Origin of the sequence: Gemmatirosa kalamazoonensis, from assembly GCF_000522985.1 — a bacterium.
GTDB lineage: Bacteria > Gemmatimonadota > Gemmatimonadetes > Gemmatimonadales > Gemmatimonadaceae > Gemmatirosa > Gemmatirosa kalamazoonensis.
In genome coordinates this window covers 4681713-4705865 of sequence record NZ_CP007128.1, presented here as the reverse complement: position 1 = coordinate 4705865, position 24153 = coordinate 4681713, and the positions used below count along the sequence as shown (strand labels likewise).

The window sequence follows — 24153 nt, the reverse complement described above, 5'->3', positions numbered from 1 at the left end:
GCCGCGCGCGGCGCGATCAGCCGCAGCCGAGCTGCTCGTCGTACTTGCGCACCTCGGCGCGCTCGGCGGCCGTGCCCGCGGCGGCGCGCGCGGCGCGCAGCGCGGCGCAGGCACCCGCCAGGTCGCCGGCGAGCGCGCTCGCCTCCACGAGCCGGATGTGCGCCGCCGCCCGCGCGTCGCGCGCGAGACGCGGCAGCAGGTCGCGGATCGCCGCCGCCACCGCACGCGCCGTCGCGGCGTCGCTGTTGCCCCGGTGCAACACGTTGGTCAGCGAGTCGAGCACGAGGCGCGCGGCGTACTGACGGTCGCTCTCCGCGGTCGAGCTCTCGCGCCGGTCGCCGGTCGGCGCCGACTCGCGCGGCGTGTCGCGCGGCGTGCGCGCCCGGGCCGTGTCGCGCGCGGCCGGCGGCGCGACCGCCGCGGTCGACTCGGGGCGCGGTGCCGCCGGTTTCGTCGAGTCGACCGCCGTGGCCGGCGGCGCGTGCGTCACCGCCTCGTCCTGCGCGCCGTGTCTCGTCGCGAGGTACGCGAACACCGCGACCGCCGCCACGGCGATCGCTCCGAGCACCATCGGAAGCTTGCTGCGCGTCGGAGCGGGCGGCGGCGTCGGCGCGGCGGGCGCCCGGGGCGTCGCCGGGCGCGCGGCGGGGGCGGAGGCGGTCGGGCGCGCGCCCGGCTGCGTCCACGCTTCGGCGAGCGCGCCCTCGAGCCGCTCGGCGAACTCGCCGGCGCTCTCCGGGCGCCGGCTCACGTCGCGCGCGAGCGCGTCGTCGAACACCGCCTGCACCGCGGGCGGCCACGTGACGTCCGGGCGCACGTCGAGCAGGGGACGCGGCGGGTTCGTGAGGCGCGACGTCAGCATCTGCTCGGGCGTGCTGCTCTCGAACGGCAGCGAACCCGTGAGACACTGGTAGGCGAGCAGCGCGAGCGCGTACACGTCGCTGCGCGGATCCACGGACTCGCCGAGCAGCTGCTCGGGGCTCATGAACTCCGGCGTGCCGACGACGAAGCCCGTCTTCGTGAGCCCGGCGTCCTGCGTGCCGAACGCCTTCGCGATGCCGAAGTCGACGACCTTCACGCGGTCGCGCCCCTTCGCGCCGGTGACGACGAGCACGTTGTCCGGCTTCAGGTCGCGGTGCACGATGCCGAGGCGGTGCGCGGCGTCGAGGCCGTCGGCGATCTGCTTCACGAGCGACGAGACACGGCGCGCGCGCAGCGGTCCCTCCTCGTGGATGAGCGCGCGGAGCGTGCGCCCCGGCACGTACTCCATCGCGAGGTACACCAGCCCGTCGCTCGTCTCGCCGAAGTCGTACACGCGCGCGACGTGGTCGTCCTCGATGCGGCTCGCGCTCGTCGCCTCGCGATTGAACCGCGACACGGCGGACGGATCGCGCACCAGCTCCTTGCGCAGCACCTTGATCGCCGCCTGCTGCGGGAGGCGCACGTGCCGCGCGAGGTATACCTTGCCCATGCCGCCCTCGCCGAGCAGGTCGGTCACGAGGTACCGGTCGGCGACCACGGAGCCGATGAGATCTCCATCCAGCTCGGCCGCGCGCAGCGTGCTCCCGTCCACCGGGCAGAACGCGTTCGCGTCGGGATAGGCGGTGTTGCAGACCGGACAGATCTTCGGCATGGCACGGCGAACTTATGGGCGGGCCCGTGGGGCAGCAAGCAATCGGACCTCGCGTCGGGACACCTGCGCGCATGCGTGACGCGACCTACGACTACGTGATCGTCGGCTCCGGCTTCGGCGGCAGCGTCTCGGCGCTGCGGCTCGCCGAGAAGGGGTATCGCGTGCTCGTGCTCGAGCGCGGCCGGCGCTTTCGCGACGAGGACTTCGCGCGCACCACCTGGAACCTGCGCCGCTACCTCTGGGCGCCCGCGCTGCGCTGCTTCGGCATCCTGCAGATCAGCCCCTTCCGCGACGTGTTCGTGCTGCACGGCGCGGGCGTCGGCGGCGGGAGCCTCGGCTACGCGAACGTGCTCACCGCGCCCGACGACGCGACGTTCGACACGCCGGCGTGGCGCCACCTCGCCGACTGGCGTGCGCTGCTCGCGCCGCACTTCGCCACCGCGCGCCGCATGCTCGGCGTCGCCGAGAACCCCCGCCTCGGGCCGGCCGACGGCGCGCTGCACGAGATCGCGCGATCGTTAGGCACCGAGGGCACGTTCCGCCCGGTGCCCGTCGGCGCGTACTTCGGCGAGCCGGGGCGGGAAGGGCAGGAGGTGCCCGACCCGTACTTCGGCGGCGAGGGGCCGCCGCGACGCGGCTGCATCCACTGCGGCGCGTGCATGGTCGGCTGCCGCCACAACGCGAAGAACACGCTCGTCAAGAACTACCTCTGGCTCGCCGAGCGGCGCGGCGTCGAGGTCCGCGCCGAGTGCCACGTGCGCGACGTGCGGCCGCTCGGTCGGGACGAGGACGACGGCGCGCGCTACGCCGTGGAGTACGTGAGCAGCACGGCGCTGCTGCGGCGTCGCGCGACGGTGGTGCGCGCGCGGCACGTGGTGTTCGCGGCCGGGGCGTTGGGCACGCTCCGGCTGCTGCTCCGGTGCCGCGACGTGACGCGATCGCTGCCGCGCCTCTCGCCGCGGCTCGGGGATCTGGTGCGCACGAACAGCGAGGCGCTGCTCGGCGTCGGGAGCCGCGACCGAACGGTCGACTACTCGAAGGGCGTCGCGATCACCTCCATCTTCAACGCCGATCCGGTGACGACGATCGAGCCCGTGCGCTACCCGGCCGGATCGTCGGCGCTCCGCTTCCTCGCCGGCCCGCTCGTCGACTCCGGCGGCCGGCTCGCGCGCGTGGCGAAGACGCTCGTCGATCTCGTGCGCCGCCCGATGGACGTGCTGCGCGCCTACGTGCTCCCCGGGTGGGCGGAGCGAACGACGATCCTCCTCGTGATGCAGACCGAGGACAACCGGATCCGGCTCCGGCTCGGTCGGAGCGTGTTCACCGCGTGGCGCCGCGACCTCGTCTCGCGTCCCGACGAGGAAGCGACGATCCCCGTGAAGGTCGACGTCGGCCACCGTGTGGCGCGCGCGTTCGCCGAGCGCACGAACGGCGTGGCGATGGGCTCGATCAACGAGGGACTGTTAGGCATCCCGATGACCGCGCACATCCTCGGCGGCTGCCCGGTCGGCCGCGACGCGTCGGAGGGCGTCGTCGGGCTCGATGGGCAGGTCCACGGTCACCCGGGGCTCTACGTGGTGGACGGCTCGATCATGCCCGGCAACCCGGGCGTGAACCCCAGCCTCACGATCGCGGCGCTCGCCGAATATCTGATGTCCCTCGTTCCGCCGTCAGAACGTGACTTCGGCGCCGCCGGTGAAGATGCGATCGGCGCGGAGGCCGCCGCGGTTGAGCGGCACGAGCGCGTTCAGCACGAGCGTCACGTCGCGGCGCGGCATCACCTTGAAGCCGAACGAGCCGCTGACGATGTCGTCGCGCTCGTCGGGGATGCTCGTCGGCGTCACGGTGCGGCGGAACGGCGCGTCGTAGACGACCGGCTGGGGTAGTCGCAGCCGCGACGTCCCGACCTGCAGCTCGCTCACGACGTCCGCGGCGAGCGTCACCTGGTCGGTCACGCGCTGGTCGAAGCCGGCGGTGGCGAGCACCGCGTCGTTCTGGCGCCCGCCGCCGCGGTACATGTAGCCGAGGTTCGCGTGCGGCGACACGTCGCCGGCGCGGCCGGTGAGGACCGCGAGGCCGCGCGCCATGAACGCGCCGGATCCGAGCAGGTCGTCGGCGCTGCCCGTCGCGAAGCGCGACTCGGCCAGCACGGCGAGGCTCGCGCGCGGCGAGTCCGCGAGCCGCAGCTTCGCGCGCACCGCGACGTCGCCGAGTCCCGTGGCCGATCCGCTCACGGCGCGGCTCGCGGTGAGCACGGGGTTGGACGGCGTGCCGGCGAAGAAGTGCGCCGCCGTCGGCCCGCCGAACGGCACCACCTGCGCGAGGCTCTCGCCGTGCATCGACGTCGACACGATCGGCACCACCGCGGACACGTCGAGGCGGTCGCTGACGCCGTACGTCACGTAGAGCGACGTCACCGACACCTTCATGTCGAGCGCGAGGTTCACGTCGATGACGTCGTTCTCCAGGGCCGGCACCCCCATCTTCTTGCAGCTGTCGTGGTACACCGTGTCGCAGCCCGCGAAGTCCACGTTCTCGTGCGTGAACGCGAGCTGCACGTTCGACAGCGGCACGCCGCGCAGCGACGTGAAGCGGAACGCGCTGTGGGTCGCGCCGGCGAGCACGCGGCCGCGCCCCAGCGTCGTCGCGCGCTCGGCGAAGATCGGGCCCGCGGACGTCGACGTCTTCACGGGGATGCCGCCCTCGAAGCGGAAGGTCACGCCGCCGCTCGTCGAGCCGATGGGCGTGTTCGCGACGCTGGTGCCGATCGCGTCGACGAGGAAGCCGATGATGGAGCCGTTCTGCGCCGCGGAGGACGGCACGAAGTGCGTGCCGTGCGCCTGGATCGTGATCGGGTTGCTCGGATCCGCCGAGCCGGCGAGGAAGAGCGGATCCTCGCCCGAGCCGAAGATGAACAGCTCCGCGATGCGGTCGCGCAGTCCCTGCGCGGCGAGCGGCGCCGGCGTGCCGACGAGGGGCACGAGCAGCAGCGCGGCGAGCGTACGCAGCAGTGTCCGGGAACGGAGCGACATCGCGTAGTTCATAGAGGAGGGAACCAAACCCCGGCGCCGCGCATTGCTGACGCCGGGGCCGGGTAGGATATTGCCCGACATCCCATCCGCAATCGCCCTCCGCACACGCACCGCGCGTTCACTCGGGCTCATGGCCGCCGTCACCCGCTCGCCGATCGGGAAGTATCGCATCCTCGAGCTCGTGGGCGAGGGGGCGATGGGTGTCGTCTATCGGGCCGAGGACACGGTGCTGAGCCGCGTCGTGGCGGTGAAGATCATGAGCGAGTCGATCGCGCGGCAGGACGAGCTGCGCGACCGGTTCCTGCGCGAGGCGCAGCTCGGCGGCTCGCTGACGCACCCGAACATCGTCACCGTCTACGACTTCGGCGAGACCGACGGGCACCTGTTCATCGCGATGGAGTTCGTCGAGGGCACCGATCTGGAGACGGTGCTGCAGCGCCGCGAGCCGCTGAAGCTGCAGACGAAGCTCGAGATCGTGATCGACGTGCTCACCGCGCTGGCCTACGCGCACAAGCGCGGCATCGTGCACCGCGACGTGAAGCCGGCGAACATCCGCATCACGACCGACGGGCACGCGAAGCTCATGGACTTCGGCGTCGCGCATCTCACCGCGTCGACCATCACGCGGACGGGCGCGCAGATGGGCACCCCGAGCTACATGGCGCCCGAGCAGGTCACCGGCGGCCGCGTCTCGCCGGCGTCGGACATCTTCGCCGTGGGCACGATGCTCTACGAGCTGCTCGCCGGCTCCAAGCCGTTCGGCGGGCCCACGCTGCACAGCGTGATGTACAAGATCGTGAGCGAGGAGCCGACGCCGCTCGCCGAGATGGTGCCGGGCGTCCCGCCCGGACTCGAGCGGATCGTGCGCCGCGCGCTCGAGAAGGAGGAGTCGGACCGTTATCAAAGCGCGCTGGAGATGGCCGCCGACGTCACCGCGGAGCGCGCAGCGCTGAGCGGCGGCGGATTCCCGGGCACGCTGTCGCTGCGCGTGCCGTCCGTCGCCGCCAAGCCGACGCGCGGCCGCTCGGCGCGTCGTGCCCTGCCGTGGATCGGCGGCGTGTTAGGCGCCGCCGCGGCCGCGGCGATCGCGTGGGGGCTGTCGTCGCGTGCGGCAGCCGCGCGCGCCTCGGCGCCGACCGCGCCGACGGCGAGCGCCGTCGTCGCCGATTCCACGCACACGGTGACGCGAGCCGTCGTGGGGCCCAGCGCGCCGAGCGCGCCGAGTGCGCCGAGTGCGCCGCCGCCGGTCGTCGCGGCGCGGACTGCGCGCCCGGCGCCGCCGCCCGCGCCCAGCAGCGCATCGGCGGCACCGCCCGACGCGGCGCCGGCGCCGACGCCTAACGCGAGGGCCGACGTCCCGGCACCGCCGCCGGCGCCCACCGTCGTCGCGCCGGGGGTCGCGCAGGCCGTCGCAGCAACCGTCGCGCCGGTCGCGGCTTCGAGCGCGCCCGTCACCGCCGCGCCGCCGGCGTCGCCCGCGCGACCGGCCGCGGATCCCGCGCGCATCCCCGACGCGATCGCTGCGTACGCCCGGGCCATCGAGTCGCGCGATCTCGCCGCGCTGCGCGAGGCGTATCCGGGGCTCACCGCGCCGCAGGAGCGCAGCTTCGCGCAGTTCTTCGACGCGGCGCGCTCGATGAAGGTGTCGCTCGCGATCGCCGGCCTCGACGTGACCGGCGCGATGGCGGACGCGCGCGTCGCCGGCACGTACGAGTTCATGACGAGCGGCGGCAAGGCCGAGCGCCAGCCCGTGAGCTTCCGGGCGTCGCTGCGCTACGACGGCACGCGCTGGCGGCTGCTCTCGGTGCGCTGAGCCGTTCGGTACGGCGGCGCGCTCACGAGCGCGCTCACGAGCGCACGGGCGCCCCGCGTGTGACCGTGGTCACCGTGCGAACGCGCGCCGGCTTTCACTGTGGGGGAGATCGTTAGGCTCCAATGTTGCACGGACGCTACGCCCGGCCTCCTGCCGGCCGCGAGCATCCACCCTGAGACCCGACGAATGACCCTGCGATTCGGCGACCGGACGTCAGGAGATGGCGCGATCCACTGCCGACGATGCGGCCACGGCATCACCCTCCGCGGCGGCGACGCGGTCCCGCGCTGCTATTGCGGTGGCGACGAGTTCGAGGAGCCCGGCGACGAGCGCGCCGAGGTGACGGCCTCGAGCCGCGGCGCATCGTTCCCACACGACTTCCCACGCGACTTCCGACGCGGCGACCCGCCGCGCTGAGGTCCGCACCACACGGAACGCGGAGACCGCAGAGCCACCCGCACGCGGCGAGGGGCTCTGCGGTCTCTGCGTTCTGGGGTGCGGTCGTCGCCTCAGCGACCGAGCGCGAACGTCCGCCACATGCCGCGGGAGCGCGCTCAGCCGGTGTTGCGCAGCCCCTGCGCGATGCCGCTCAGCGTCGCCGCGACGGCCTCCTCGGCGCGCGCACGCTCGTCGCTCCCCTCCGCGGCGGCGCGCTTGCGGCGCAGCAGCGTGATCTGCAGCAGCGACAGCGCGTCGACGTACGGGTTGCGCAGCGTGATCGCCGCGCGCAGCACGTCGGAGTCGTTCACGAGGTGTCCCGTGCCACGGATGCGCAGCAGCGCGTCGACCGTGCGCGCGTACTCGGCGTCCAGCTCGGCGAGCAGCTGCACGTCGCCGCCTAACCGTTCCACGTACGCGCGCGCGATCTCGAGGTCGGCCTTCGCGCACACCATCTCGATCTTCGCCAGCAGGTCGTCGAAGAACGGCCACGCCTCGGCCATGCGGCGCAGCACGTCGAGGCCGCCCGGCTTCGCCGCGAGCTCGGCGAGCGCGCTGCCGACGCCGAGCCAGCCGGGGAGCATGAGACGGATCTGCGTCCAGCCGAACTGCCACGGGATCGCGCGAATGCCCTCGATGCCGGGCTTCGCGCCCGGCCGGTAGGCGGGACGCGAGCCGAAGCGCGCGGCCGCGAGCTCGGTCACCGGCGTCGCGGTGAGGAACAGCGCGAACAGCGCGTCGCCATGATGCACGAGGTCGCGGTACAGGTCGAGCGATCGCGCGGCCAGCGCGTCCATCGTCTCGCGGAAGCGCGCCACCTCGGCCGGGTCGACGCGGTCGCGCCAGTCGGTGAACGCGTGCAGCAGCGTGCCGCTCAGCGTCACCTCGAACGTGCGCTCGGCGATCGGCGCGAGGCCGAACTGCTGCGAGATGATCTCGCCCTGCTCGGTGATCTTGATGAGGCCTTCGTTCGTGCCTGGCGGCAGCGCGGCGAGCGCGCGGTACACCGGCGAGCCCCCGCCGCGTCCCACGCTCCCGCCGCGGCCGTGGAACAGCCGCAGATCGATGCCGTGCTCGCGGCACACCGCGGAGAGCATCTCCTGCGCGCGGTACAGCGCCCACGACGACGCGAGCATCCCCGCGTCCTTGCCCGAGTCGGAGTAGCCGATCATCACCTGCTGCCGACGGCCGCGCGCCGCGAGCTGCCGCGCGTACACCTCGTCGGCGAACAGCGCGCGCAGCACGTCGGGCGCGCGCTCCAGATCGTCGAGCGTCTCGAACAGCGGCACGGTGTCGATGCGCGAGACCGGCGGATCGGCCGCGAGATCGACGAGCCCCGCCTCGCGCGCGAGCACCAGCACGCGCAGCAGATCCTCGGCGCACGTCGCCATCGACACGATGTACGTGGACGCCGCCGGCTCGCCGCTCTCGTCCTGCACGACGCGGACGGCGCGGAACGTGTCGAGCACGCGGCGGGTCGCGTCGGCGAGCGGCACGTGCGGTCCGACGAGCGGACGCCGGCCGAGCAGCTCGCGCCGCATCGCGTCGGCGTCCAGGGTGCCTAACCCGACCTGCGCCGCGAGGTCGTCGAGCGCCGCGGCGTGCACGTCGGCGTGGTCGCGGACGTCCATGCGGAACCCGTGGAAGCCGTACGCGCGCACGCGCGCGAGCAGCGGGTCGAATGCGGTGCGGCACGCCTCCGCCGCGCCCGCGTCGAGCAGGTAGCCGCGCACGAGCTGCAGGTCGCGCTCGAACGCCGCGACGTCGTCGTACGCCGCCGGCTCGTGCGCGGGCCGTCCCGCGTCGCGCGACGCCACGCGCCGCCGCGTCGCGTCGAGCCGGGCGGCCATGAACGTGAGCTTGAGCCGCAGCGGCTCGTCGGCGTTTCGGCGGCGGTTCGCCTCCCACACCTCGGGGAGCACCGCCCTGTCGCTCTCCAGCGTCTCCAGCAGCGCAGCCGGCGGCGGCGCGATGTGCGCGGCGAGCGACAGCCGCTCGATCAACCCGTCCACGACGTCGCGGTAGCGGCCGAGGATGACGTGGCTCGCGCGGCGCGCCGCGGCGACGGTGACCTCGGGCGTCACGAACGGATTGCCGTCGCGATCGCCGCCCACCCAGTTGCCGATGCGCAGCGGCACGGCGAGCCTGACGGCGTCCGACGCGGCGCCGAACTCCGCCTCGTACGCGCGCACGAGCGCGTCCTGCGTGCGCGCGCTCGCGTCGAGCAGGCGCGTCTCGAGGTACCACAGCACCGTGCTCACCTCGTCGAGCACCGACGGGCGGTCGTGGCGCACCTCCGCGGTGAGCCAGAGCAGCTCCACCTCGCCCTCGAGCGCATCGTCGATCGCGCGCCGCTCGGAGTCCGACGCGTCGGCGCGGCGCAGCAGCAGGTCGGCGACGCGCGCCTGCAGGCCGAGCAGCGTGCGGCGCGTGCTCTCCGTGGGGTGCGCCGTGAGCACGGGACGCACGTCGAGCCGCTCGACGGCGCGCGCCACCTCGGCGGCGTTCCGGCCGCTCTCGCGCAGCCGCCGCATCGTCCACCGCGCGGACGCCACCTGCGGTGCGTCGCCGCCCTCGTGCTGCGCGTACGTCGCGCGTCGCCGCACGCGGTGCACTTGCTCGGCGGTGTTGATGAGCAGGAAGAACAGCGTGAACGCGCGGGCCGAGAGCGCGCACAGCGCGAGAGGCAGCGCGTCGACGTGGTCGAGCAGCGCGTCGAGGTCGAGCGCACCCGCGTCGCCGCGGCGGCGTGCGCGACACGCGCGGCGCAGGTCCTCCACCGTGCGGAACGCCTCCTCGCCCTCGATGCGATGGATGACGCGGCCGAGCGTCGCGGCGAGGCGGCGCACGTCCTCGTGGAGCGGCAGGTCCTCGGGGCGGGGCGTCGGCTCGGGCGCCGGGGCCGGTGTGGATTCCGTCGTCGGCATGCGCGGCAATGTACGGGCGATGAGGGGGCAGGGGCGAGGCGAGGACTCTCCGGAGATCCAAAGGCGATCGGTCGGATCGCGAGATCCCGACGATCGCTTCATCCCCAGCGGCCGTGACCTCGTCCCTCCGCCCGCAGTGAACGAAACGCGGCGACCACGATCGCCGTACACGATCTCGTTCCCGGCAGGCCCCGTCGAATTCCGCTTCCGTCGCGCGCCATGAACGGCTTCGTTCACGACCTCCGCTACTCCGTCCGCTCGCTCCGCGGGAGCCCGTGGCTCGCCGTGACCGCCGTCGTCGCGATGGCGCTCGGCATCGGCCTCACGACCGCGATCTACTCCATCATCGACGCCGCGATGCTGCGCGGGCTGCCGTTCCCCGCGGGCGACCGCGTGGTGACGGTGACGCGCATGATCCCCGAGAAGGGGCAGCGCATGGGTGTGCTCGTGCGCGACTTCCTCGCCATGCGCGAGCGGCAGCGCGCACTGGAAGGGATCGCGGCGTTCGAGGAGTCGCCGATGAACCTGAGCGGCGACGACCGCCCCGAGCGCGTGCGCGGCGCACGCATCACGGCGGGCGCGTTCGCGCTGCTGCGCATGCAGCCCGCGCTCGGCCGCGACTTCGCGAGCGGCGACGACGTGAAGGGCGCGCCGCTCGTCGCCGTGCTGAGCGACGAGGTGTGGCGCGCGCGATTCCAGGCGGACCCGAAGGTGCTCGGCAGATCGATCCGCGTCGACGGCGAGGCGGCGACGGTGATCGGAGTGATGCCGAAGGGATTCCGGTTCCCGGTGACGTCCGACCTGTGGGTGCCGATGCGGCTCGACCGCTCGGCGTACGAGCGCGACGCGGGGCAGTGGATCGAGGTGTTCGGTCGCCTGCGCCCCGGTGCCACGAAGGAGGCGGCGACGCGCGAGCTCACCGCGCTGCAGTCCGCGATCGACCGCGAGCACGGCGACGCGGAGCAGGGCGCGCGCGCCGAGGTGCAGGGATACGTCGCGGCGTTCACCGGCGGCGAGGACGCGAAGCTGCTGTGGGTGATGCTTGCCGCGGTGATGCTGGTGCTCGTCGTGGCGTGCGTGAACGTCGCGAACCTGCTGCTCTCGCGTGCGGCGCACCGCGCGCGCGAGATCGCCGTGCGGTCGGCGCTGGGCGCGTCGCGCGCACGCGTGGTCGCGCTGTTCCTCACCGAGTCGCTCGCGCTCGCGGCCGTCGGAGCGATCGCGGGACTCGGCATCGCGTGGGTCGGCATGCGGATGTTCTCGCACGCGATCGTCGACACCGAGCCGCCGTTCTGGATCGTGCTCCGCATGGACCCGCGCGTGCTCGGCTTCGTCGCCGCGGCGACGGCGACCGCGGCGCTCGTCTCGGGGTGCCTGCCGGCGCTGCACGCCTCGCGCGCCGGCGTCGGCGAGGTGCTGAAGGATGGCATGCGCGGCACGTCGGGCTTCCGCGTGGGGCGGGTGAGCCGCGCGCTCGTGGTGGCGGAGCTGGCGCTGTCGTGCGGGCTCCTCGTCGCCGCGGGGATGATGGTGAGCACGGTCGCGAAGCTCCGCACGCGCGACTTCGGCGTCGACGCGCGCGGCACGGTGGTGGCCAACCTCATGCTCCCGCCGCGCTACGATCACGACTCGTCCGGCGTGCAGCGGTTCGCCGACGACCTGCTGGCGCGGCTGCGCGCCGCGGGCGTGCCTAACGCGACGCTGGCGAACGCGATGCCGGTGGCGGACGGCTCGCCGGTGCTCCCGACGCGGCCGGAGACGGAGCCCGAGCGCGAGGGCCGGCCGCAGATCGCGCTCCGTGTGGTGGTGTCGCCGGGGTACTTCGCCGCGGTCGGCGCGCGTCCGGTGGTGGGCCGCGACTTCGACGCGCGCGACCGCGCCGGCGCGCCCGACGTGGCGCTCGTGAACGCGGAGTACGTGCGCCGTCACTTCGCCGGCAAGGACCCGATCGGCCAGCGGCTCGTGGTCCGGTGGTCGGAGAACCGCACGCGCACGCTCACCATCGTCGGCATCGCGCCCGACGTCTCGCCCGGCGGCACGAACGCGCTCAGCATCCAGGAGGCGTTCTACGTGCCGCTGCTCCAGTGGCCGGACCGCTGGATCGTCGTCGGCGCGCACGGCTCGACGTCGCTCGCGCCCCGCATGCGCGCCGCGGTCGCCGCGGTGGATCCGGACGTCGCGGTGAGCGAGGTCGAGACGCTCGCCGGACGCATCGCGCGGCGCACGTGGTTCTACCGCGTGTTCGGCGGCACGTTCAGCATCTTCGGCGCGACGGCGCTGTTCCTCGCCGCGCTCGGGCTGTACGCGGTGATGGCCGCGTCGGTGGCGCGGCGCGCGCGCGCGAGCTGGGCGTGCGCATGGCGCTCGGCGCGACCACGGGCGGCGTGATGCGCCTCGTGCTCCGCCAGGGCGGCGCGCAGCTGGCCCTCGGTGGCGCGCTCGGCCTCGCGCTCGGCGTGGGGCTGTCGCAGCTCCTGCGCGGGCTGATGTTCGGCGTGAAGCCCGGCGACCCGGTCGTGATGCTCGGCGTCGTCGCGGTGCTCGGCGGCACCGGCATCGCGGCGTGCCTCGTCCCCGCGCTGCGGGCCAGCCGCGTGGATCCGATCGGGGCGCTGCGCGCGGAGTGAGAGGTAGTCGGGACTCGGGACTCCGGACTCGGGACTCGGGGCTGCGGACTCCCGAGTCCCCAGTCCCCAGTCCCGAGTCCCGAGTCCCGAGTCCCGAGTCCCGAGTCCCGACTATCTTCTCCTGCATGACCGTCACGGCCGCGCCCCCCGCTGTCGATCGTCCATCGCTCGCGTCGCTGCTCGACGCGCAGCGGCGCGCGTTCGCCGCGGGGGCGCCGGACTACGACGCGCGCATCGAGGCGCTGGAGTCGCTCGCCGACGCGCTGCGGGCGCACCAGGAGGAGCTCGCCGACGGCGTGTCGGAGGACTTCGGTGGGCGGGCGCGCGAGGAGACACTGCTGCTCGAGCTGCTGCCGCTGCGCGAGGAACTCCGCAACGCACGCCGCCACCTGCGCGCGTGGATGAAGCCGCGCGCCGTGCGGCCGACGTGGTTCCTGCTGCCGGCGCGGGCGCGCGTGATGTACCAGCCGTTAGGCGTCGTCGGCGTCATCGGCGCGTGGAACTATCAGGTGCTGCTCACGCTCTCGCCGCTCGTCGGCGCGCTCGCGGCGGGGAACCACGTCATCGTGAAGCCGAGCGAGATCACGCCGCGCACCGCGGATCTCATCGCGCGGATCGTCGCCGAGCGGTTCCCGCCGGAGCGCGTGGCGGTCGTCACCGGCGGCCCCGAGGTGGCCGCCGAGTTCTCCGCGCTGCCGTTCGACCATCTCGTGTTCACGGGCTCGACGCGCGTCGGCAAGCTCGTGATGCGCGCCGCGAGCGAGCACCTCACGCCGGTGACGCTGGAGCTGGGCGGCAAGTCGCCGGCGATCGTGCACGCCGACGCGCCGCTCGAGCGCGCGGTCGAGCGCATCCTGATGGGGAAGCTGTACAACGCCGGGCAGACGTGCGTGGCGCCCGACTACGTGCTCGTGCCGCGCGCGCGCGCATGACGGCATTCCGCGACGCCGCCGCTCGCTTCGTCGCCGAGCGCTTTCCGCGGCTCGTCGAGACACGCGACTACACGCGCGTGGTGAACGCCGCGCACTGGACGCGGCTCGCCGGCTACGTCGAGGAGGCGCGCGTCCGCGGCGTGGAGGTCGTCGAGGTGAACCCCGCCGGCGAGCGGTGCACGATCGACAACCGCGTGCTGCCGCCGACGCTGCTCGTCGACCCGCCGGAGGATCTGGCGGTCATGCAGGAGGAGATCTTCGGCCCGCTGCTGCCGCTCGTGCCGTACGACGCGCTGGAGGACGCGATCGACTACGTGAACGCGCGCCCGCGTCCGCTCGCCCTGTACTACTTCGACGACGACGGCCGACGCGTGAACCTCGTGCTCGAGCGCACGACGTCCGGCGGCGTGACGGTGAACGACGTCGTGTACCACCTCGGCCAGGACAACCTCCCGTTCGGCGGCGTGGGGCCCAGCGGCATGGGCCACTACCACGGCTTCGACGGCTTCGAGCGCTTCTCCAAGAAGAAGGGCGTCATGCTGCAGTCGAGACTCTCCGCGCTGAAGCTCGTGTGGCCGCCGTACACGGCGCGCACGCGGGCGCTCGTGGACCGCCTGATGAGGCTCTAGGGCAGGAGGGCAGGAGGGCAGGAGGGCAGGAGGGCAGGAGAGGCGATCGCTCCTGCCCTCCCGCCCTCCTGCCCTCATGCCCTCATGCCCTCATGCCCTCTTCAGTTTCAGCGTGAACGTGGAGCCGGCGCCTAACGCGCTCTCCACGGTGAGGTCGCCGCCCATCGCGCGGGCGAGCTCGCGGCTGATGGCGAGACCGAGGCCGACGCCGTCGCGCAGGCCGCGGTGCGTCGGTGCCGCCTGCACGAACGGCTCGAAGATCGCCTCGAGCTGCTCCGGGGCACGCCGAGCCCCGTGTCGCGCACGCGGATCGCCGCGACGTCGGCCTGCAGCTCGCACTGCACGCCGATGCGGCCCCCCGGCTCGGTGAACTTCACCGCGTTCGAGAGCAGGTTGAGCACGATCTGGCGCAGCTTCACCGCGTCGGCCCGCAGCGTCGCCGCGCCGTCGCACGGCGTGTACTCGTAGAGGATCCCCTTCGCGCGGATCTGCGGCGCGATGAGCGCCTCCACCGAGCGCAGCACGTCGTCGATCGGCACGTCGGTGATGTCGTACGTGATGCCGCCGCTTCCCGCGCGTGCGTACGCGAGCACCTGGTTGATGAGGCCGAGCAGGTGCCGCTGCGCGCGCTGCAGCCGGCGCAGGTCCTCGCGCTGCTGCTCGGTGACCGGGCCCCGCACGCCCATCTCGATCAGCTCCGCGTAGCCGCCGATGGCGTTCAACGGCGTGCGCAGCTCGTGGCTCATGCGCGCGACGAAGTCCTCGCGCGCGCGGCTCGCCGCCTCCGCCTGCGCGCGCGCCAGCTCGGCCTGCGCGCGCGCCACCTCGGCCTCGGCGTGCGCCTGGCGCGCCTCGGCGAGCAGACGCGTGGTGTCGAGCGCGAGCGCGGCGCGCTCGGCGAACGCGTGCGCCGCGTCGCGGTCGTCGTCGTCGAACACGCGCTTCGACGCCGCGCTGCGCGCGAACACGATCGCGCCGAGCGACCGGCCGCGCGCGACGAGCGGGATCGTGATGCCCGAGCGCAGCTCCAGCTGGTCGAGCAGCTCCATGTAGCGCGCGTCGGGCGCGGCGGCGCGCAGATCCTCGGGGCGCAGCCGCGGCGAGAACACCGACTGCTGGGTGCGCATCACGCGCGCGGCGGGCAGCTCGGAGTCGGCGTCGAGCGGGAAGTGTCGCTCGAGCGCGTCGAGTACCGCCTCCCGTGCCGAGTCGGCGTGCGCGCGCGCGACGCGGTGCACGCGACCGTCGGCGCCGAGCCGGTACACGATGCAGTAGTCCGCGAGATCGGGCACCGGCAGACGCGCGATCAGCGCCAGCGTCTCGTCGACCTCGGTCGGCATCGACAACGCGCGCGACACGTCGGCGAGGAACGCGAAGCGGCGCGCCTGACGCGCGGCACGCTCGGCGAGCCGCGCGCGGCCGAGCGCGATCGCCGTCTCCTCGGCCATCGTCTGCAGCATCGCGCGCTCGTCGGCGTCGAACGGATGCGGGCCGGCGAAGCTGATCGCGAGCACGCACGACACGTCCTCCGTCTCGCACGGCAGCGCGGCCGCACCCTCGAAGCCCGCCGCGGCGTGCAGCTCGGTGTGCGGCTGAAAGCGCCGCTCCCAATCGGCGCGCGACTCGAGGAACACCGGCGCGCCGTCGCGCGCGGCCTCGGCGGCGATCGTCGACGCGTCGAGCGGAAGGTCGGCGGCGGCGAGCATGTCGTCGGAGTAGCCGCGCGCGTGCACCAGTCGGAGGACCGGCGCGCCGTCGGCGTCGCGCGCGAGCACGCGGAGCGCGGCCGCGGCGGCCCCCGTGGCGCCGAGCAGCGCGTCCGTGACGCGGTCGCCGATGGCCGCCGTGTCGACGGCGGCGGCGAGCGATGCGGTGACCGACTGGAGGCGCGCGAGCCGGTCGGCAGCGCGGCGCAGCGCGGTCTCGGCGTCCGTGGGCGTCGCGCGCGGTCGATCCGCGCTCCGCCGGTCGAGGAGCGGCCAGTCCTCGGCTCGCTCCTCACCGATGGGAAGCGGTTCCAGCGCGGAGACCTCCGGCACTTCCATGTCGTCCGCGTTCATGTCGGTCGCCGCCGCCGCCGAAGCGGCGCAGCACTCCGGTGAAGGAGGAGAACGGCTTCGGGCCGCTCCGCGCGGGCGGTCCCTGCGCTAAGCTCTCGCGGCCCGGGAATGGCCGCAAGGCAGGACCGCTTCGGTTGAACCGCAGAGGGCCGCAGAGGGCCGCAGAGAACGGCAACGGCTTCTTACCACAGAGGACACGGAGGACACGGAGGAAACCCACGCTCTTGAAGGGTTCTCCTCCGTGTCCTCCGTGTCCTCTGTGGTTCAATACGAAGAGGCAGTCCTCCGCGGCCCTCTGCGGCCTCCGCGGTTGGATGTCGTTACCAGATCTGCGGCACGACCTCGCGCGGCCGGACCATGGGATCGCCCGGCTTGCACCCCCACGCGCGCGCGAACGCCTCGCTGTTCGACAGCGGGCCGTTCACGCGCCAGCGCGCCGGCGCGTGTGGGTCCGTCGTCACGCGCGTGCGCATCGCCTCGGGCCGCGTGTGCTCGCGCCAGCTCTGCGCGTAGCCGAGGAAGAAGCGCTGCTCGGGCGTGTAGCCGTCCATGAGCGCCGGCCGCCCGTTGCGTGCGAGCGCGCGCTGCAGCGCGTCGAACCCGGTGAGCACGCCGCCGTAGTCGGCGATGTTCTCGCCCAACGTCAGCTTGCCGTTCACGTGGAACGTGTCCACCTGCACGTACGTGTCGAACTGGTCGACGACGCGCTGCGCCTGCTGCGTGAAGCGGAGCGAGTCCGTCGGCGTCCACCAATCGCGCTGGTTGCCCGCGGCATCGAAGTGGCGGCCCTCGTCGTCGAAGCCGTGCGTCAGCTCGTGGCCGGCCCAGCTGCCGCCTAACGCGCCGTAGTTCGCGCCGTCGTCGGCCGCGGGATCGAACGTCTGCGGCGCGAGCGCGCCGGCGGGGAACACCATCTCGTTCTTCGACGGGTCGTAGTACGCGTTCACGGTGGGCACGGTCATGTTCCACTCCGTCGTGTCCACCGGCGCTCCGGGGCGGTTGATCGTGCGCTGCCACTCGAACGAGTGCGCGCGCAGCACGTTCAGCGCGAACGGCCCGTCCTGCACGTCGAGCTTCCCGTAGTCGCGCCACCGCTCCGGGTAGCCGACCTTCTCGCCCATCCGCGCGAGCTTGTCGAGCGCCTGCGCGCGCGTGGAGTCCGACATCCACGTGAGCCGCTTGAGCCGCTCGCCGAACGCGGCGCGGATGTCGTCGATGACCGCCTTCGCCCGCGCGCGCGCCTCGGGCGAGAACGTCTTCGCGACGTAGCTCTCGCCGAGCGCCTCGCCGAGGTCCGCGTCGGCCTCGCGCAGGCAGCGCTTCCAGCGGGGCAGCTGTGCCTTCGCTCCCGTGAAGCGCGACGTGAACGCGAAGCTCTCGTCGACGAACGGCGCGCTGAGCCACGGCGCCGTCTCGGCGAGCACGTGCGCGCGCAGGTACGCGCGCCAGTCCGACAGCGGCGCGCGCGCGACGAGGCTGTCGACGCGCTTCACGAAGTCGGGCATGCCGACGTTCACCTGCTGCACCGGCGACGTGATCCCCACCGCGCTGAAGTAGTCCGTCCACGCGACGTGCGGGGCGAGCGCGCGCAGGCGGCCTAACGGCATGAGATGGTCCGTCGCCGCCGGGTCGCGCTGCGCGACGCGCGTCATCGACGCGGCGGCGAGCGACGTCTCGAACGCGAGCACGCGCCCCGCGACGCGCCGCGACTCGGCGGCCGGCGTGCCCGCGAGCTCGAGCAGCCGCGCGAGGTACGTGACGTACGCGCGCCGCGTGGAGTCGCCGGCGGCGCCCTTCTCGAAGTAGTAGTCGCGGTCGGGGAGACCGAGCCCGCCCTGGTAGACGCCGGCGACGTAGTGGGCCGCGTCGTGCCGCCCGACCTCGGGGCCGAACCCGAACGCGACGTTGACGCCCTGCGCCTGCAGCGCCGCGATCTGCTGCACGAGCCCCGCGCGCGACGCGATGCCGTCGATCGCCGTGAGCAGCGGCTTCACCGCCGACACGCCCGTGCGCTCCGCGGCCGTCGAGTCCATGCACGTGCCGTAGAACGTCGCGAGCTTGTGCGGCGTGGTCTCCGCCGCGAGCGTCGCGCGCCGCGCCAGCACGTCCTCGAGCACCGAGCGCACGACGAGCTCGTTGCGGTCGCTCATGTCGCGGCCGACGCCCGACGACGAGTACGCGGCGGGGATGGTGTCCTTCGCCAGCCACGCACCGTTCGCGTACTGGAAGAAGTCCGTGCACGCCTTCGCCGTGGTGTCGACGAACGCCGGATCGACCACCTTCAGCGGGACGGGAACGATCGACGCGGGCGGCTGCGCGGCCGCCTCACTGACGGCGACGAGGGCGGCGAGAGCGAGGAGACGCATGGGGGCTGTCGACGGCGACCTTGTGAGGGCGGCACGAGCAGGGCGACCCGTGAACGGCGACTGAAAACGGCGACCTGTCGCACTGACAAGGTCGCCGTTCGCAGGTCGCCGTTACAAGGTCGCCGTCAGAACGTCGTCGCCGCCCGGTTCGTGAGGAAGTACGGGCTCACGTTGAGCGGCCGCGTGCGCGGGCCGGTGGACTGCGGGAACGCGTCCGGGTTCGCGCGCAGCGCCGGCAGGTCCTGCGTCGAGCCGGTGCCGCCGCACTCCGGCCGCGTGGCGAGCCAGTTCAACGCCGCCGTCGTGGAGAGGTCCCTGGCGCCGGGGGAGCGGTTGTACGTCGTGTCGGACGGGATGACCTGGTCCGGCGTGATCGCGTTGCCGTAGAGCTTTCCGGTGCGGTCGAACATGATCGCCGCGGTGATGTTCAGGTACGCGCTGTCCGGCGGCAGGTACTCGCCCGCGGGCACCGTGGTGTCGCCCGAGGAGTTCGTGCCGAACGACCTCGTCGCGTTCGGATAGCCCTTGAACGCGAGCAGGATGATCTCGCCCGCGCTCGCCGTCCACGGGCCCTGGAGCAGCGCGACCGGCGGGTTGGGATGATTGAGCGTGTACGTGCTCGACGCGGTGACCTGCGGGTAGTTCTTCCGCGTCGACGGGTCGTAGATCCCGGCCTCGCCGTTCTGGACGTAGAAGTACGCCTTCGCGTTCGTGTTGTCGACGAGACCCGCGAACTGGCCGTCGCCGACGAGCGGGTTCAGGCCGGCGAACATCGCCGCCCACGTGCCGCCGGGGTTCGTGCGCAGGTCGATGATCCAGCCGCACGGCTTGTTCGCGTCGAGCGCCTTGATCATCGCGAGCGTCGTGTCGGCGCGCCCCTTCGGGTTCAGGCCGGCGAACGTCGGCACGTACAGATAGGCGACCTTGCCGAGCATCTGCCCCTGCACGAGGTACAGCGGGTTGTTCGGCGGGCTGTCGGTGCGCCCGGGTGCCTCGCTCGGCGGCCAGAAGCCGCTGTGGAAGTCGCCGAGCGGCCGGAAGTAGTGGTCGATCGAGTACTGGATGGCGTTGTACGTGTCCGACGGCTTCTGCGCGTTCGCCGCCTTCGACATGACGTCGGCGCGCATCGTCGTCCAGTTGATCTTGTCGCCCCAGTAGAAGACGTCCTGCTCGAAGTCGAGCGCTTCCGTGAGGTACGCGCGCGCCGTCGTCGACATCCCGGTCGTCGGCGTGACCGGCTCGGTGGTGCCGTTGTCCTTCGAGCCGCAGGCCGCGACGAGCGCCGTCGCGGCGAGGACCCCGAAACGAGGGAATCGCATGGCGGTGTATGACTTGGAGGTGTCCGGCGCGAGATCGTGGAAGACGCACCCGACTTCCACGGACCGGGCAAGAGGCACGCCGCGTCACGAATCGAGCAGCCTCGCCCACTCCACGGGTAACACCCGAGTTCCGTTTGTCCCTTGTACATTCGGGGCATGACCAGCCCGCCGCCCGACGGCCGCCGATTCGACGACGACGAGGTGTCGCTCATCCTGCGCCGGGCGGGGGAGCTGCAGGAGGCGCGGCAGAGCGACGCCGGTGGGATGTCGCTCGCCGACCTCGAGTCGGTGGCGCGCGAGGCGGGGCTCGACCCGGCGCTCGTGCGCCAGGCGGCGGCCGAGCTGTCGCCGCGCGACGCGGCCGCCGCGGCGCTCCCGGGCCCCGGCGGTGGCTTCCTTGGCGCGCCGACGCTGCTGCGCTACGAGCGCGTCGTCGACGGCGAGGTGCCGCCCGCGGAGTACGACGTGCTCGTCGACGAGATCCGCCGCTCCATGAACGACGTCGGCACGTTCAGCATGCTGGGGCGCACGCTCGCGTGGGGCTCGACCCCGGCGATGCAGCGAGGGCAGGCGGGGTCGCGCCAGGTCAGCGTCACCGTGGTCGCGCGTGGCGGCCGCACGGCCATCCGTGTCGAGGAGCGGGTGACGTCGCTCGCCGGCGGCCTGTTCGGGGGCATCATGGGCGGCGTCGGCGGCGGGGGGAGCGGCATCGCCGTCGGGACCGGACTCGCCGTGCTGCACTCCGCCCTCGCCGCCGCCGGGCTGTGGGGGTTGCTGATCGCCGGCAGCTACGGCCTCGCGCGCACGATCTTCACGCGCATCGTCCGCCGCCGCGCCGGTCAGCTCTCGTCACTCGCCGACCGGCTGGCGGGGTACGTCGAGGGCACGAGGGCAGGAGCGCAGGAGGGCACGAGAGGCTGATCGCTCCTCGTGCCCTCCTGCCCTCCTGCCCTCCTGCCCTAGAAGGGCAGGTCCTCGTCGTCGTAGCCGGGATAGTCGTTGTCCGACGGCGGCGGCGCGTCGTGGGCGGGCGGCGGCGGAGCGGGGCGGGCGGCGGGGCGCGGCGCGGCCGGACGCGCGCCGGCCGCCGCGGGGGCGCGCGACTCGCCCTCGCGCGGCGGCCAGATGACGCCGGGGCAGCCGGGACCGCCCATGACCTTGGGCTTGTTGCGGCACTTGAAGTCCGGCGCCCGCGGGTTGCGCTTGGACGTGCGGTCGTCCCACATCTTGCCGCCGCAGACGGGGCACGCGGGGTCGTCGGGCGTGCCGGCGGGAGCGGGCCACTGGCGCGGCTCGTACGTCGTGTCCGTCGCCGCGGCGGGCGCCGGCACCGCATCGCGCGGCGGCCAGATCACGCCGTCGCACGCCTTGTCGCGGCACTTGAAGTCGGGCGCGCGCGGGTTGCGCTTCGACTCGCGGTTGTCCCACATCGCGCCGCCGCACTTCGGGCAGCTCGGCGCCTCTCCTGGCTGGACGGTCTGTTCGCTCATGCACGCATCATAACGCCGCCTCCGATGCGCGACCAATCCGTGGCGCTGCGGATCGGATCTCGTCGAACGCAGGGTGCCAAACGCGCTGCGTGGCTGCGTGGCTGCGTGAGATCACGCGAGCACGCAGCCACGCAGCCACGCAGCCACGCAGCGACGCAGCGACGCAGCGACGCAGCGGAGGTTACTTCTTCGGCTCCAGGATGTCCGCGATGCGGTGCACCATGCCCTGCAGGTGCAGCGTCGTCGCGCGGTCACCGGCGGAGCCGATCGCGCGCTGGATGTCGTTGCGCAGCGTCACGAGCTCGCCGCGCAGCTGCGACTTCGCGTCGTCGGCGAGCGGGGCCTGCGGCTGGCCGAAGCCGCCGCCACCGCCGCCCTGACCGCCCGCGGCGGGCGTCGCCGGCGGGTTGATCTTGCGGTCGATCTGCGTCAGGAAGTCGTTCTGCAGCTCGCGGCGGTACGCGTCGATCACCGGACGGCCCGTGTAGATCTCCGACCAGATGCCGTGGCGCAGGTCGTCGAGCATGTTCGCGAGCTTGTACGCGCTCGTCGGGTTCAGCGCCTCGCCCTCGAGCAGGCGGTTGAGCCGCCCGTCGTTCAGCACCGCCGTGAGCACGCGCGTCTGCGCGCCGTTGATGCGCTGGATCATGCCGCTCGCCTCGATGCGCGACGCGATCTCGGGGCGGATGAGCCACGTCGGCGTCTCGAACACGTTCTCGTTCAGGAAGCGCACCGCCGCCGCCTGACGCTCGCGCGAGAGGCGCTCGTACACGGCGCCCTTCTGGCTGCCCGACTTGTACTGCACGGTGCCGCCGCCGATCATCGTCGCGACGTGGCCGGCCTCGGTCGCCCACTGGCTGACGACGCGCCCGTAGACCTCCTGCAGCTCGTCGTTGTCCTCGCCCGGCCTGACGGTCGCGTCGTACACGTAGCCCACGACGCGCTTGAGGTTCTTGAAGCCTAACGCCGTGGACTTCACCGGGTCGGCGTCGCCCACCGCCTCGTTCAGCGTGCCGAACTGACCGAACTCGTTGTTGGCCGAGAAGCGATACCACGGGATCGTGTCCTGCATGCGCGCCCACGACTCGAGCGTCGGCCGCTCCTGGTCCGGCGTACGGGCGCCGGGGATCGGCTTGTAGCCCCACATGATCGCGAACTTGTCGTACGGGCCGACCTTCGGGCCGAGGTCGTTCACGTCGATCTTGTCCTCGGGCTGCGCGACGTAGTTGAAGCGCGAGTAGTCCATGATCGACGGCGAGTGCCCCATGCGGTGCACCCACGACGCGCTGCGCACGCTGTCGGCCGGATACGTCGAGGAGCCGATCTGGTCGTGCTGGAGGCCCAACGTGTGGCCGATCTCGTGCGCGACGACGAACTCCATCAGCTTGCCGACGAGCGAGTCGGGGAGCGGGAGCCGCTGCGCGCGCGGGTCGAGCGGTGAGACCTGCGTGAAGTACCACTCGCGCGCGAGGTTCATCACGTTGTGGAAGATGCGCGTCGAGCCGTTCAGGATCTCGCCCGTGCGCGGGTCGCTGACGTGCGGACCGACCGCGTTCTCCACCGTCGACGGCAGCCAGCGGATCACCGTGTGGCGGATGTCCTCGGGCGACCAGTCGGGATCGTTCGCCGGGGGGTCCGCGGCGACGATGCCGTCGCGGAAGCCCGCCGCCTCGAACGCCGGCTGCCAGTCGAGGATCGCGCGGCGCATCCACGGCTTGAGCCACTCCGGCGTCGCCGGGTCGACGTAGTAGACGATCGGCTTCTTCGGCGTGCACAGCCCCTGCGCGTCCGGCGCGCCGGCGCACTCCAGACGGTACTTCGTGATGTACTCGCGGCGCGCCGAGCGCTGCTCGTTCGTGCCGAAGTCCACGTTGCGGATGGAGAAGAAGCCGACGCGCTCGTCGAACCGACGCGGCATCATCGGCTGCTCCGGCAGCCGCACGATCGACCAGTGCGCGAGCACGCTCTGCGCGCTGCGCGCGGCGCCGCCGGCGCCCGCGCCCCCGCCCCCGCCGCCCGGGCCGCCGGCGGCCGCCGGCGTACCGGTCTGCGTCGCCTCGACCTCCACGTTGTCGGGGAAGGCGAGCGCGCGCTCGATGTACGAGCGCGTCGGGTCGATCGTCTGCGGCGTGTTGCCGCGGATCGCCGCGAACTCCGGCACGAACGTCGTGAACAGCCGCGTCACGTCGACGACGGCCGCGCTGTCCGGGCCGTACGCCTCGACGTTCAGCACCGCGATGATCGGCCCGTAGTTAGAGTTCTCCACCGCGCGATACACCGACGCCGCGGTGTCCGCGGTGATGGCGAACGACGGCGAGCGCAGGATGACGCGGTTGCCGTTGCGCTCCCAGCGCAGCGTGCGCTCGCTGAACTGGTCGCCGGCATACTCGCCGAAGCCGCCGCCCTGGCCGGTCGTGGGGTTCGACGCCGCGGCGCGCGTGTAGCGGCCGACGACGAGCATGTCCTTGTTCAGCTCCCGCGTCGGGATCTCGAAGTACAGCCGGTCGTTCACGCGGTGCACGGCGAACATGCCGCGCCGCGTGCGCGCGCCGGGCGTGATGACGCGGTTGTACGGGCGCGGCTGCCCGGGGACGCCGCCGCGTCCGGCGACGCCACCGCCGGCACCGCCGGCGCCGGTCGAGTCGCCGGCGGGCGGCTGCCCCTCGGGGGCCGGATTCTGCGAGATGCCGCCGCGCGCCGCACCCGGCGTGGGCGTGGGAGTGGGGGCGGGCTTCGCTGCCTGGTGCGAGCACGCGGCGACGGCGGCCGCGATCGCCAGCAGGGGGACTACTCGGTTCGTCATGCGGTTGGCACGCGGTACGAGGAAACGACCCCGGCCGACGGATCGGCCGGTGTTCGGGAGTTCGTACCTATGACGTGCTAGCGC

Annotated in this window: 12 protein-coding genes and 3 pseudogenes; 7 read left to right on the top strand and 8 right to left on the bottom strand. The window is 73.2% G+C overall.

Translation table 11 applies throughout. The features are described 5' to 3' along the window. Positions 1–16: 16 nt before the first annotated feature. Entirely contained in the window at positions 17–1633 is a 1617-nt protein-coding gene (locus J421_RS20500) for a serine/threonine-protein kinase (protein WP_025413046.1), read from the bottom strand. A 71-nt stretch (positions 1634–1704) separates the two neighbouring features. Here J421_RS20500 and J421_RS20495 point away from each other — a divergent pair, with 71 nt between their 5' ends. Continuing rightward, the gene (locus J421_RS20495; protein WP_025413045.1) at positions 1705–3519 is read left to right on the top strand and encodes a GMC oxidoreductase; all 1815 of its coding nucleotides are present in this window, start codon (positions 1705–1707) and stop codon (positions 3517–3519) included. Between the two features lie 63 nt (positions 3520–3582). Here J421_RS20495 and J421_RS34660 read toward each other — a convergent pair. Beyond that, positions 3583–4062 (bottom strand): annotated as a pseudogene (locus J421_RS34660) (transporter); the annotation flags it as partial. Positions 4063–4795: 733 nt separating this feature from the next. Between J421_RS34660 and J421_RS20490 the strand changes: the two are divergent. Both J421_RS20490 and J421_RS20485 read left to right on the top strand, forming a co-directional pair. Continuing rightward, complete coding sequence (locus tag J421_RS20490; RefSeq protein ID WP_025413043.1) at positions 4796–6478, top strand: serine/threonine-protein kinase; 1683 nt, start codon at positions 4796–4798, stop codon at positions 6476–6478. 186 nt (positions 6479–6664) lie between these two features. Next, a complete protein-coding gene (locus J421_RS20485; RefSeq protein ID WP_025413042.1) occupies positions 6665–6895 on the top strand; it encodes a hypothetical protein in 231 nt (76 codons plus the stop codon). Positions 6896–7032: 137 nt separating this feature from the next. Here the strand turns inward: J421_RS20485 and ppc are convergent, their stop codons facing one another. Beyond that, positions 7033–9843, bottom strand: a complete 2811-nt coding sequence (ppc, locus tag J421_RS20480) for a phosphoenolpyruvate carboxylase (RefSeq protein WP_025413041.1) — start codon at positions 9841–9843, stop codon at positions 7033–7035. A gap of 219 nt (positions 9844–10062) precedes the next feature. Here ppc and J421_RS20475 point away from each other — a divergent pair, with 219 nt between their 5' ends. The 3 genes and pseudogenes from J421_RS20475 to J421_RS34655 all read left to right on the top strand — a co-directional run bounded on the left by J421_RS20475 (position 10063) and on the right by J421_RS34655 (position 14031). Further along, complete coding sequence (locus J421_RS20475) at positions 10063–12231, top strand: ADOP family duplicated permease (protein ID WP_025413040.1); 2169 nt, start codon at positions 10063–10065, stop codon at positions 12229–12231. Further along, a complete protein-coding gene (locus J421_RS20470) occupies positions 12201–12470 on the top strand; it encodes an FtsX-like permease family protein (protein WP_025413039.1) in 270 nt (89 codons plus the stop codon). The genes J421_RS20475 and J421_RS20470 overlap by 31 nt, the downstream gene beginning before the upstream one ends. Before the next feature lie 125 nt (positions 12471–12595). Beyond that, a pseudogene (locus J421_RS34655) lies at positions 12596–14031 on the top strand (coniferyl aldehyde dehydrogenase). A 90-nt stretch (positions 14032–14121) separates the two neighbouring features. Here J421_RS34655 and J421_RS20460 read toward each other — a convergent pair. The 3 genes and pseudogenes from J421_RS20460 to J421_RS20450 all read right to left on the bottom strand — a co-directional run bounded on the left by J421_RS20460 (position 14122) and on the right by J421_RS20450 (position 19776). After that, positions 14122–16076 (bottom strand): annotated as a pseudogene (locus J421_RS20460) (sensor histidine kinase). Positions 16077–16411: 335 nt separating this feature from the next. Then, complete coding sequence (locus J421_RS20455) at positions 16412–18457, bottom strand: M13 family metallopeptidase (RefSeq protein WP_025413037.1); 2046 nt, start codon at positions 18455–18457, stop codon at positions 16412–16414. Between the two features lie 125 nt (positions 18458–18582). After that, positions 18583–19776, bottom strand: a complete 1194-nt coding sequence (locus J421_RS20450; protein ID WP_025413036.1) for a S41 family peptidase — start codon at positions 19774–19776, stop codon at positions 18583–18585. Positions 19777–19932: 156 nt separating this feature from the next. Between J421_RS20450 and J421_RS20445 the strand changes: the two genes are divergently transcribed. Beyond that, positions 19933–20697: a hypothetical protein gene (locus J421_RS20445; RefSeq protein WP_025413035.1), complete on the top strand. Its 765-nt coding sequence runs from the start codon at positions 19933–19935 to the stop codon at positions 20695–20697. Positions 20698–20735: 38 nt separating this feature from the next. Here J421_RS20445 and J421_RS20440 read toward each other — a convergent pair whose 3' ends face one another. Beyond that, on the bottom strand, positions 20736–21266 hold the full coding sequence (locus tag J421_RS20440) for a hypothetical protein (protein WP_148306425.1): 531 nt from the start codon (positions 21264–21266) through the stop codon (positions 20736–20738). Between the two features lie 181 nt (positions 21267–21447). Next, positions 21448–24069, bottom strand: a complete 2622-nt coding sequence (locus J421_RS20435; RefSeq protein ID WP_025413033.1) for a zinc-dependent metalloprotease — start codon at positions 24067–24069, stop codon at positions 21448–21450. Positions 24070–24153: the final 84 nt, after the last annotated feature.

Excerpts from the sequence above, each read along its gene's own strand:
- J421_RS20500 (WP_025413046.1), bottom strand. The coding sequence starts at position 1,633 with ATGCCGAAGATCTGTCCGGTCTGCAACACCGCCTATCCCGACGCGAAC.
- J421_RS20495 (WP_025413045.1), top strand. The coding sequence starts at position 1,705 with ATGCGTGACGCGACCTACGACTACGTGATCGTCGGCTCCGGCTTCGGC.
- J421_RS20490 (WP_025413043.1), top strand. The coding sequence starts at position 4,796 with ATGGCCGCCGTCACCCGCTCGCCGATCGGGAAGTATCGCATCCTCGAG.
- J421_RS20485 (WP_025413042.1), top strand. The coding sequence starts at position 6,665 with ATGACCCTGCGATTCGGCGACCGGACGTCAGGAGATGGCGCGATCCAC.
- ppc (WP_025413041.1), bottom strand. The coding sequence starts at position 9,843 with ATGCCGACGACGGAATCCACACCGGCCCCGGCGCCCGAGCCGACGCCC.
- J421_RS20475 (WP_025413040.1), top strand. The coding sequence starts at position 10,063 with ATGAACGGCTTCGTTCACGACCTCCGCTACTCCGTCCGCTCGCTCCGC.
- J421_RS20470 (WP_025413039.1), top strand. The coding sequence starts at position 12,201 with ATGGCGCTCGGCGCGACCACGGGCGGCGTGATGCGCCTCGTGCTCCGC.
- J421_RS20455 (WP_025413037.1), bottom strand. The coding sequence starts at position 18,457 with ATGCGTCTCCTCGCTCTCGCCGCCCTCGTCGCCGTCAGTGAGGCGGCC.
- J421_RS20450 (WP_025413036.1), bottom strand. The coding sequence starts at position 19,776 with ATGCGATTCCCTCGTTTCGGGGTCCTCGCCGCGACGGCGCTCGTCGCG.
- J421_RS20445 (WP_025413035.1), top strand. The coding sequence starts at position 19,933 with ATGACCAGCCCGCCGCCCGACGGCCGCCGATTCGACGACGACGAGGTG.
- J421_RS20440 (WP_148306425.1), bottom strand. The coding sequence starts at position 21,266 with ATGAGCGAACAGACCGTCCAGCCAGGAGAGGCGCCGAGCTGCCCGAAG.
- J421_RS20435 (WP_025413033.1), bottom strand. The coding sequence starts at position 24,069 with ATGACGAACCGAGTAGTCCCCCTGCTGGCGATCGCGGCCGCCGTCGCC.